At 70.4% G+C, this 9,705-nt stretch carries 6 protein-coding genes and 1 pseudogene; 5 read left to right on the top strand and 2 right to left on the bottom strand.

Annotated elements, in window-relative coordinates; all coding sequences use genetic code 11:
- Positions 1-179: 179 nt before the first annotated feature.
- Positions 180-1,658 carry a xylulokinase gene (gene xylB / locus QR77_RS35635; RefSeq protein WP_040029229.1) on the bottom strand — a complete coding sequence of 493 codons (1,479 nt, stop codon included), beginning with the start codon at positions 1,656-1,658 and terminating at the stop codon, positions 180-182.
- A gap of 277 nt (positions 1,659-1,935) precedes the next feature.
- Between xylB and xylA the strand changes: the two genes are divergently transcribed.
- Positions 1,936-3,105 (top strand): xylose isomerase, encoded by a 1,170-nt coding sequence (gene xylA, locus QR77_RS35640; protein ID WP_040026136.1) that lies wholly within the window; start codon positions 1,936-1,938, stop codon positions 3,103-3,105.
- Between the two features lie 87 nt (positions 3,106-3,192).
- On the opposite strand, the gene QR77_RS35645 is transcribed toward xylA, so the two are convergent.
- Entirely contained in the window at positions 3,193-4,431 is a 1,239-nt protein-coding gene (locus QR77_RS35645; protein ID WP_040026138.1) for an ROK family transcriptional regulator, read from the bottom strand.
- Positions 4,432-4,653: 222 nt separating this feature from the next.
- On the opposite strand from QR77_RS35645, the gene QR77_RS35650 reads away from it, so the two are divergent.
- The 4 genes and pseudogenes from QR77_RS35650 to QR77_RS47135 form a co-directional block, all read left to right on the top strand.
- Complete coding sequence (locus QR77_RS35650; protein WP_040026139.1) at positions 4,654-6,843, top strand: glycoside hydrolase family 27 protein; 2,190 nt, start codon at positions 4,654-4,656, stop codon at positions 6,841-6,843.
- 110 nt (positions 6,844-6,953) lie between these two features.
- Positions 6,954-8,246 carry an extracellular solute-binding protein gene (locus QR77_RS35655; protein ID WP_040026140.1) on the top strand — a complete coding sequence of 431 codons (1,293 nt, stop codon included), beginning with the start codon at positions 6,954-6,956 and terminating at the stop codon, positions 8,244-8,246.
- A gap of 1 nt (position 8,247) precedes the next feature.
- Positions 8,248-9,156 carry a sugar ABC transporter permease gene (locus QR77_RS35660; protein ID WP_040026141.1) on the top strand — a complete coding sequence of 303 codons (909 nt, stop codon included), beginning with the start codon at positions 8,248-8,250 and terminating at the stop codon, positions 9,154-9,156.
- A pseudogene (locus QR77_RS47135) lies at positions 9,156-9,705 on the top strand (carbohydrate ABC transporter permease); the annotation flags it as partial. The gene QR77_RS35660 and the pseudogene QR77_RS47135, both read left to right, overlap by 1 nt.

Below are 9,705 nucleotides of genomic sequence, written 5' to 3' on the forward strand. Positions count from 1 at the left end.
TTGTCGTGCGGGACGAGAAGCGACGTCAGTACTGGAGGACATTCGGGAGTGCGGGTCCGGCTGTGGAATGACCGGCCATGACCGGCCATGACCGGTTATGGCCGGCCATGAGTGGCCATGAGCGCGGTGCCGATGCCGGCACCGCGCTTCCCTGTTCTCGCCGCTCCCGTCCGCCGCGCCTACGACAACAGACTCGGGGTCGCCCGGTCGAGGACCGAGTTGACCCTCTCCCAGGTCTCCACATCCCGCTCCACCGGCTCCAGTTCGGGGCCGGCGCCCGACTGCCAGGCCGTGGCGATCGCCACCGGGTCCTCGCCGGTCGCAGCGCCCGCGGCGAGCGCCGCCGCGCCCAGCGCGACCAGTTCGCCGCTCGCCGGGACGATCAACTGGCGGCCCGAGAGGCGTCGTACGGTCTCCACCCACGTACGACCCTGCGCGCCGCCGCCGACCAGCCGCAGCGGACGGCTCGCGACGGCGGGATCGGCGGGGTCGAGTCCGCAGGCGCGCAGCACCTCGTCCAGCGCGCGCAGCACCGTGACGGCCGCGCCCTCGTAGGCGGCGCCCAGCAGTTGCTGGGGGGTGGTGTCGTGGCGCAGCCCGGTCAGCAGACCCGAGGCGGTCGGCAGGTCGGGGGTGCGTTCGCCGTCGAGGTACGGCAGGAGTACGGCCTCACCGCCGGGTACGGCGTCCTCGCGGTCCAGCCGGAGCAGGGCTGCCACCTTGTCGACGGCGAGGGTGCAGTTCAGGGTGCAGGCCAGGGGCAGGTAGGTGCCGTCGGCCGCCGCGAAGCCGGAGAGTGCCGGGGTGTCGGGGCGGGTCCGGGTCGCCGCGAACACCGTGCCCGAGGTGCCGAGGCTGAGCACCGGGTGGTCCAGCAGCCCCGCGCCGCCGAGGCCTAGGCCGACCGCAGCGCTCATGTTGTCACCCGTACCGGCGGCGACCGCTATGCCGGCGGGCAGGCCGAGTTCGGCGGCGGCAGCGGCGGTGAGCGAGCCGACGCGGGCGGCGCCGGTCGTCGCGACCTCCGGGAGCAAGGAGGCGTCGAGGCCGAGGAGTTCGAGGAGTTCGGGGTCGTAGGCGCCGGTCGCCGTCGAGTACCAGTTGGTGCCGGAGGCGTCACCGGGATCGGTGGCGGCGGTACCTGACAGGCGTTCGGTGAGGAAGTCGTGCGGGAGCCGGACGGCCGCCGCGGCGTCGGCCACCGCCGGGTCGTTCTCGCGCAGCCACTGCCACTTGGACGCGGTCATCGCCGCCACCGGCACCGAACCCGTACGCGCGGTCCAGGCCTCGGGGCCGCCGAGCGACGTGGTGAGCGCGGCGGCCTGCGGCGCCGAACGGGTGTCGTTCCACAGCAGCGCGGGGCGCAGCGGCCGTCCGGTGCCGTCAAGCACCACCAGGCCGTGCTGCTGTCCGGCGACGGCGATCCCGGTCACGGCTGACGCGTCGACCCCGGACTCCTTGAGGCCGGCGGTGACGGCCTCGCGCAGCGCGTTCCACCACTCCTCGGGGTCGCTCTCGCGGGCGCCGCCGTCACCGGTCACCCGGTGCGGGGCGCGGCCCACGGCGAGGAGCCGTCCGGTGGCGGCATCGGTGAAGGCCGCCTTCGTGGACTGGGTGGAGCTGTCCACGCCGATGACGACCGGGTTCTGTGACGACATGGACGACATGGACGTAACCTCTTCCGTCAAGTTTCCGGACGTGCCCGGAGCAGTTTTGGACGTGGCGAAAACAAATTACGCGATGGGACGGCGGACGGGAACCGGCCTGTCGATCACACCGCGCGCCGATGGTATGCCCGCACGTGTTCGACGGGTCGGACACGGATGAGCACAGACGGGGGCTTTTGCGCACAGGCACCGGCGTGCTTTATTAGTCATGTCAGGAAACAAAAAGGTCGGCACGTGCCGGACCTGAGGTATCGAAGGCGGCCAGAGAATGACGGAACGCTTCACCCCCACCCCCGAGGACAAGTTCAGCTTCGGCCTGTGGACCGTGGGCTGGCAGGGCAGGGACCCGTTCGGCGACGCGACCCGCCCGGCCCTGGACCCTGTCGAATCGGTTCAGCGACTGGCCGAGATCGGCTCGTGGGGCGTCACCTTCCACGACGACGACCTGATTCCCTTCGGCTCGTCCGAGACGGAGCGCGAATCGCACATCAAGCGGTTCCGGCAGGCGACGGACGCGACCGGCATCACGGTGGAGATGGTCACCACCAACCTCTTCACCCACCCCGTCTTCAAGGACGGCGGCTTCACGGCGAACGACCGCGACGTCCGCAGGTACGCGCTGCGCAAGGTGCTCCGCAACGTCGACCTCGCCGCCGAGCTGGGCGCGAAGACCTTTGTCGCCTGGGGCGGCCGTGAAGGCGCCGAATCGGGCGGGGCGAAGGACGTACGGCTGGCGCTCGACCGGATGAAGGAGGCCTTCGACCTCCTCGGCGAGTACGTCACCGAGAAGGGGTACGACCTCAAGTTCGCCATCGAGCCCAAGCCGAACGAGCCGCGCGGCGACATCCTGCTGCCGACCGTCGGACACGCTCTCGCGTTCATCGAGCGCCTGGAGCGCCCCGCGCTGTTCGGTGTCAACCCCGAGGTCGGCCACGAGCAGATGGCCGGGCTCAACTTCCCGCACTCCATCGCGCAGGCCCTGTGGTCCGGCAAGCTCTTCCACATCGACCTCAACGGCCAGAGCGGCATCAAGTACGACCAGGACCTGCGCTTCGGCGCCGGTGACCTGCGGGCCGCCTTCTGGCTGGTCGACCTGCTGGAGACGGCCGGATGGGAAGGCGCGCGGCACTTCGACTTCAAGCCGCCGCGCACCGAGGACTACGACGGTGTCTGGGCGTCGGCCGCCGGCTGCATGCGCAACTACCTGATCCTCAAGGAGCGCGCCGCTTCCTTCCGCGCCGACCCGCTGGTCCAGGAGGCACTGCGTGCCTCGCGCCTGGACGAGCTGGCGCAGCCCACCGCCGCCGACGGTGTGACGGCCCTGCTGGCCGACCGGGGTGCGTACGAGGACTTCGACGTCGACGCCGCCGCCGAGCGCGGGATGGCGTTCGAGGCTCTCGACCAGCTCGCCATGGACCACCTCCTCGGCGCACGCTGAGCACACGCACCGCGTACGGCGCGCACACCGCGCGCCGTACGCACCGCACGTAGGGGGACCAACCCCGGGCGCGGGACGGGCCGCAGGTCAGCCCGTGCCGCGCCGTACGTATGCCACAGGGTCGGCCAGCACGGCCCGTACGACCAGCGCGGCGGCGCCGCGTGCCGCGTCCCCCGCCGACGACGAGGCCCGCAGCCGTCCGCTGTCGCGCGGCCAGAGGCCCGACACGACACGCGCGGTCAACTCCCGGTCGGCGGACGGGGACAGCCAGGGCATCAGCTCCCGGTAGATCCCGCCGAGCACCACCGCGTCCGGGTCGAAGAGGTTGACTGCGCCGGACAGCACCCGGCCCAGCATCACCCCGGCCTGTTCCACGGCGGCCACGGCGCGCGCGTCGCCGCCGCGCGCCCTGCGCTCCAGTTCGGCGACGCCGGGCACCCCGGAGTTCTCGTCGATCCCGGCGGCGCGCAGCAGCGCCGACTGCCCCGCGTACTGCTCCAGGCAGCCCCGGGAGCCGCAACGGCACAGCGGGCCCTCGGAGTCGACGACCACATGGCCGATCTCGCCGGCGAAGCCGTGTGCCCCGCGCAGCAGTTCACCGTCCAGGACGAACGCGCCGCCGACCCCGATCTCGCCGGTCAGATAGAGGAACGTCCGCAGTTGTCCGAGGCCGCCGAACCACAGTTCGGCCAGCGCCGCGAGGTTCGCCTCGTTCTCCGAACTCACCGGCAGCACCGGCAGATCGGGCTGGAGCACGGCGAGCGCCTTGGCGAACAGCTCTTCGGCCGGCACCCGGTTCCAGCCCAGGTTGGGCGCCTGGCGGACCGTACCGCCCGAGACCAGTCCGGGCAGGGCCAGTTCCACACCGACAGGCAGCAAGTCCTGCTCGGCGGCGGACTCCAGGGTACGGGCGGCGATCCGGGCACCCCGTGCCAGCACCTCGGCAGGGAGCGCGCCCCGGTTGTCGATGTGTTCGGTCAGCCGGACCCGGTCGGTGCCCGACAGGTCGACCACACACACCGACACATAGTCGATGTTGATCTCGACACCGATGCCCGCCGGGCCTGTTCGCGTCACCTTGAGCACGGTGCCGGGGCGCCCCGCCTGGCCGCTGAACGTCTTGCCGGACTCCGAGAGGAAGCCGCTGTCGATGAGCTGCTCGACCAGGGACGACACGGCCGCCCGGGTCAGGCCCACGCGCGCCGCCACACCGGCCCTCGTCGCCTCGCCCTCGTCCCGTACGGCACGCAGCACCAGGCTCAGGTTGTGCCGGCGCACCGTCTCTTTGTCGGCCTTGGGCCCGAGAGAAGTGTGGTTGGTGTTCATATCGCCGTTGAGCCTATGCGATCCGCACCGGATGTAGAGGGCATCGACCGAAGCCGGCCCAGGGATTCGGGCCCTTGTTTAAGTTAATTAGTAATAATCGTTGACACCGCCCGGCCGTGCGGCCACAGTCTTCGTCGTGGCGCCGCTGCCCCCGATCCGGGACTGCGCGGCGCCCTGACCCCCAACTCTCGGGAGACATCAGTGACTTCGCATCGTGCAGGGATGGTGCGTGCCCGGCGCGCGGCCGCGTCCTTCGGGGCCGCGGCGCTGGTCGGGGTGGCGGTACCCCCGGCGGCGCACGCCGCGGGCCAACCGCAGGTACGGCAATCCGCGGTGACGCAATCCCCAGTGACGCAATCCCCGCTGGCGCAAACCCAGGAACAGCAGCCCGACCAGGGCGCTCCGCCGTACTACGACAGCTCGCTCGCCCCCACGCCGTACATGGGGTGGAACACCTACTACGGCCTCGGCGCACCGACCGAGGACCAGGTCAAAAGCGTCGCGAAAAACCTGGTCAGCAGCGGGCTCAAGGGCGCCGGCTACGACATCGTCTGGCTGGACGGCGGCTGGCAGGCCGACACCCCGCGCGACGCGCAGGGCAGGCTCGCCGCGAACAAGGAGCGCTTCCCCTCCGGCATACCCGCGCTGGTGAACTACCTCCACGGGCTCGGCCTCAAGGCCGGGATCTACACCGACGCCGGTGACTACGACGGCGGCAAGAGCTGCGGGCTCGGCAGTCGGGGCCACTACGAGCAGGACGCCAAGCAGTTCGCCGGCTGGAAGATCGACGCCGTCAAGGTCGACTTCCTCTGCGGGATCACCGAGAAGCTCGACCCGGGCCCCGCGTACAAGGAGTTCAGCGACGCCGTCGCCAAGTCGGGCCGGCCGATGCTGCTGAACTTCTGCAATCCGCTCACCGACGACTGGGGTCTGCCGCACACCCCGGCCCAGGACGCGCACAACGCGTACACCTACGGCCCCACGACCGGCGACTCCTGGCGTACCGGCACCGACATCGCCTACGGCACCGCGACGGCGGGCGAATGGCCCAACGTCCTGCGCAACATGGACGCCAACGCCTGGCACCCCGAGGCGCAGGGACCCGGGCACTACAACGACCCGGACTACCTGATCCCGATGCGCAAGATGCCGGACGGGTCGTACGAGCTGACCGAGGAGGAGTCCACGAGCCAGCTCGTGATGTGGGCCGAGATGGCCTCCCCGCTGGTCCTCGGCTCCGACCCGCGCACGCTGCCCGCTTCGATGATCCACACCCTCACCAACCCCGAGATCGTCGCCGTCGACCAGGACCCGCTGGCCGTGCAGGGCGTACGGGTCGCCACCGACGCCACCGGTGACGTCTACAGCAAGGTCCTCCAGGGCTCGGGCGAGCGCGCGGTGGTGCTGCTCAACCGCTCCGACAGCGCGTCGGAGCGCACGGTGGACTTCGCCGACGCCGGCCTCACCGGACAGGTGTCCGTACGCGACCTGCGGGCGCGGCGGAACGCGGGCACGCACACCGGCTCGTACACGGTCACCGTCCCCGCGCACGGCACGGCCTTCCTCAAGCTGTCTGGCACGGACGGGGCGCCCGGCGTCTCGCTGGGTACCACCTCGTCGGCGAGCCCGGCGCTGGTGAGCGACGGCGACCGGCTGACCGCGTTCACCCGCGGCACCGACGGCTCGCTGCGGCAGCAGAGCGGGAGCGCCGGCCACTGGTCGTCGCGCACCACCGACCTCGGCGGCCCGACCCACGGGCAGATGCTCGGCCAGCCGGCCGCCTACGGATCGGCCGGCGGCCGCGTCGACGTCTTCGTGCGCGGTACGGACAACGCCGCCTACCGGCGTACCTTCAGCGACGGACGCTGGGGAGGCTGGCAGAGCCTCGGCGGAAGCCTCAGCGACGCACCGTCCGTCGCCTTTGAGAGCCCCGAGAAGTGGACGCTCTTCGCGCGCGGCGCCGACGGCGACGTCATCTCGCGCGGCCCGGACGGCGGTTGGACGTCCGTCGGCGCGCCGAACGGTCTGACGGTCTACGGTCGGCCCTCGGCCGTCACCGACTCGGCCGGCGCCACGCACGTCGCCGTACGCACCGCCGACGACGCCGTGTGGGAGCGGGTGCGTGACGCGTCCGGCACCTGGTCGGACTGGTCCTCGCTCGGCGGGACCGTCAGTGGCAGCCCGACGCTGGTCGCTTCGGGGGACACCGTGCACCTGTACGCACGCGCCGGTGACTACACCCTCTGGCAGCGCGCCTTCACGGCCGACGGCTGGGGCGACTGGTCGGCGCGTACGGAGTTCCCGAGCGCCGTCTTCGACGGCTCGCTCGGGGCGACGGCGGGTCCGGACGGCAGTGTGCTCGCCGTCTTCCGCGGTGTCGCTGGACGCGTCCACCAGACGGAAATAAATTAGTAATTAATCTTGACCGCGGGCCCGGTCCCGGGTCAGTCTGTATCCGCCGAACGAGAGCCCGGCCGTCAGGGGGCCGGGCTCCGTTCCGTGGGCGTATAGGGAGTTCAACGATGATCACCTCACCACCCAGCCGTCGTGGTTTCCTCGCGGGCGCGGGCGCCGTCGGCGCCGCCGCCCTGATGAGCGGCTGTGTCACCGCCGGTTCGTCCGGCGGCAAGAGCCAGTCCGGCAGCGGCCCGGTGACCCTTCAGTCCAACCTCTCCGCGCCGCAGGCCAAGTCGGCGATGCAGAAGCTCGTCGACTCGTTCAACAAGACCGGCAAGGGATCGGCGACGCTGAACACCGTCGCCTCCGAGACCTTCCGCACGCAGCTCCCGACCTACCTCACCTCGGCCAACCCGCCGGACCTGCTGACCTGGTACCCGGGCTCGGTCGCCGACTCGTACGCGCAGAAGAACCTCCTGCTCGACGTCAGCGACATCTGGACCAAGCCCGAGTTCGCCGGGTACAGCGCCGCTCAGCAGAAGCTCTGCACCTCCTCCAGCGGCAAGAAGGTCTTCGTGCCCGCCACCTACTACTGGTGGGGCGTCTTCTACAAGAAGTCCAACTTCAAGAAGTGGGGCGTCAAGGAGCCCAAGACCTGGGACGAGTTCCTCGACCTGTGCGACAAGCTCAAGTCCAAGGGCATCGCACCCATCGGACTCGGCGCCGGCGGCAACACCGCCTGGGTGGCGTCCTCCTGGTTCGACTACCTCAACATCCGTATCAACGGCGCCACGTACCACCGTGAACTGCTCGCCGGGAAGCACCGCTTCGACGACCCCGAGGTCCACAAGGTCTTCGACCGGTGGAGCGAGGCCCTGCCGTACTTCGACCCCAACGGCACCGCGCTCGCCTTCCAGGACGCCACCACCGCGCTCCTCCAGAGCCGTACGGGCATGATGCTGATCGGTACGTTCTTCGCCGACTCCGTGCCCAAGAGCGAGCTGGACGACATCGACTTCTTCCGCTTCCCGGTCATCGACCCGAAGGTCCCGATGGCCGAAGAGGGCCCCACCGACGGGTACTTCGCCAGCGCGCACACCGCGCACAAGGACGAAGTCAAGGAACTCATGCGCTACATGGCCACCGCGGAGGCACAGGAGATCTACCTCAAGGGCTCGTCCGGCACCGCGCTGCCGACCAACCCCAAGGCCAAGGACACCGGCACCCCCCTGGTCAAGAAGGGCCGCGCGCTGATCGAAGGGGCCGCGGACGTCACGCAGTTCTTCAACCGCGACTCCAGCGACGCCCTCCAGCCCTCCGCCGACACCGCGCTCACCCGCTTCCTCGCCAAGCCCAAGGAGGTCGGCTCGATCCTGACGACCTGGCAGCGGGACGCGCAGAAGATCTGGAGCCAGTGAGATGGCGGTGCTCACTGCCGTACGCAAACCACGGCGGATGCGCGGCGCGACCCGCGTCCCGCCGCTGGTCCTCGCCTTCGTGCTCGTGCCGCTGCTGGCCGAGGGCTTCTGGGTGTTCTGGCCGGCCATCCAGGGCTTCTACCTCTCGCTGACGAAGTGGGACGGTGTCTCGGCCCCGCAGTTCATCGGGCTCGGCAACTACCGCGAGATGATGAGCGACAGCGTCTTCTGGACCGCGCTCGTCGACACCGTGCTGTGGCTGGTGCTCTTCGGCGGACTCTCGGCCATTCTCGGCCTCGGCGCCGCCCTGCTCCTCCAGCAGGAGCGCCGTGGTGTCGGTGTGTACCGGGCGGCGATCTTCCTGCCCGTGGTGTTCTCGCTGACGGCCACCGCACTGGTGTGGCAGGCGATGTACCAGCCCGACGGCCTGATCAACAAAACACTCCAGGGCCTCGGCCTCGGGAGCCTCACACACGCCTGGCTCGCCGACCAGAGCACCGCGCTGTACGCCGTCATCGCACCCGCCCTCTGGCGCCAGATCGGCTATGTGATGGTGCTCTACCTCGCCGGGCTCAAGGGCATCGACCCGGTGCTGTACGAGGCGGCGAAGGTCGACGGCGCCACCCGCGCCCAGCGGTTCCGCCACATCACCATGCCGCAGCTCAGCAGTGTCAACGCCGTGGTGCTCTCGGTCATCGTCATCGACTCGCTGCGCTCGTTCGACGTCATCTGGGCACTCACCCGGGGCGGCCCGTACCACTCGTCGGAACTGCTCAGCACGTACATGTACTCCACCGCCTTCCAGTCGCTGCGACTGGGATACGGCTCCGCCCTCGCGGTCGTGATCTTCGTCCTGGCCTTCGGGGTCATCGTCTCGTACCTCGTCCGCGCCTTCCGGGAGGCCGACTGATGACCGTCACCCACGCCTCCGCGCCCACCGTCGGGGAGAGCCAAGTCCCGCCCGGCGAAAGGCCCCTGAAGAACCGTCAGGACAAGCGCCGCGCCTGGGCGACGGCGAGCTTCCACATCGGCGCCGGCGCCCTGTCCCTGCTCTGGCTGGTGCCGATCGCGCTGGTGCTGGTCACCAGCACCCGGTCCTTCGACGACATCGCCGCCCACGGCCTCGGGAGCCTGCCGCACTCCTTCACCCTCAGCGGCTTCAGCCAGGCCTGGGTGGACGGCGGCCAGGGACGCGCGCTGGTCAACAGCCTGCTGGTCACCGTCCCCGCCGTACTGCTGTCGCTCGCGCTCGCCTCACTGGCGGCGTTCGCACTCAGCCGCTACGACCTGCCGTTCCGCAGGACCCTGCTGCTCCTGATGCTCGGCGGCAACCTGCTGCCCCCGCAGATCCTACTGATCCCCGTCTCCAAGATCAGCGAATCCCTCGGCCTCTACGACAGCCTGTACGCGCTCATCGGCGTCCAGGTCGGTTTCGGCGTCGGCTTCTACGTCCCGGCTC

The sequence above is a fragment of the Streptomyces sp. 150FB genome (assembly GCF_000818195.1).
GTDB lineage: Bacteria > Actinomycetota > Actinomycetes > Streptomycetales > Streptomycetaceae > Streptomyces.

Excerpts from the sequence above, each read along its gene's own strand:
- xylB (WP_040029229.1), bottom strand. The coding sequence starts at position 1,658 with ATGTCGTCACAGAACCCGGTCGTCATCGGCGTGGACAGCTCCACCCAG.
- xylA (WP_040026136.1), top strand. The coding sequence starts at position 1,936 with ATGACGGAACGCTTCACCCCCACCCCCGAGGACAAGTTCAGCTTCGGC.
- QR77_RS35645 (WP_040026138.1), bottom strand. The coding sequence starts at position 4,431 with ATGAACACCAACCACACTTCTCTCGGGCCCAAGGCCGACAAAGAGACG.
- QR77_RS35650 (WP_040026139.1), top strand. The coding sequence starts at position 4,654 with ATGGTGCGTGCCCGGCGCGCGGCCGCGTCCTTCGGGGCCGCGGCGCTG.
- QR77_RS35655 (WP_040026140.1), top strand. The coding sequence starts at position 6,954 with ATGATCACCTCACCACCCAGCCGTCGTGGTTTCCTCGCGGGCGCGGGC.
- QR77_RS35660 (WP_040026141.1), top strand. The coding sequence starts at position 8,248 with ATGGCGGTGCTCACTGCCGTACGCAAACCACGGCGGATGCGCGGCGCG.